The sequence below is a fragment of the Escherichia sp. AM3 genome (assembly GCF_032029835.1).
GTDB classification, from domain to species: Bacteria; Pseudomonadota; Gammaproteobacteria; order Enterobacterales; family Enterobacteriaceae; genus Escherichia; species Escherichia coli.
The window spans coordinates 1-237 of sequence record NZ_JAVUPQ010001297.1 but is presented as its reverse complement, the minus strand read 5'-3'; the positions used below and the strand labels follow the sequence as shown (position 1 = coordinate 237).

Genomic DNA, 237 nt, shown 5'->3' with positions numbered 1-237 from the left:
CCTGATGATGCCCGGTTTTACCGCGCCAAAACTCCTGTGGGTGCAGCGCCATGAGCCTGAGATTTTCCGTCAGGTGGCGAAGGTTCTGTTGCCGAAAGACTACCTGCGTTTTCGCATGACGGGGGATTTTGCCAGCGACATGTCTGACGCCGCGGGTACGATGTGGCTCGACGTGGCGAAACGGGACTGGAGCGAGGCGATGCTGGATGCCTGCCAGCTGACGCGCGACCATATGCC

General features: G+C 60.3%; 1 protein-coding gene. It reads left to right on the top strand.

Annotation, left to right across the window (positions count from 1 at the left end):
• A partial coding sequence (locus tag RTW80_RS30765; protein WP_312722043.1) for an FGGY family carbohydrate kinase occupies window positions 1–237 on the top strand: 237 nt, incomplete at both ends.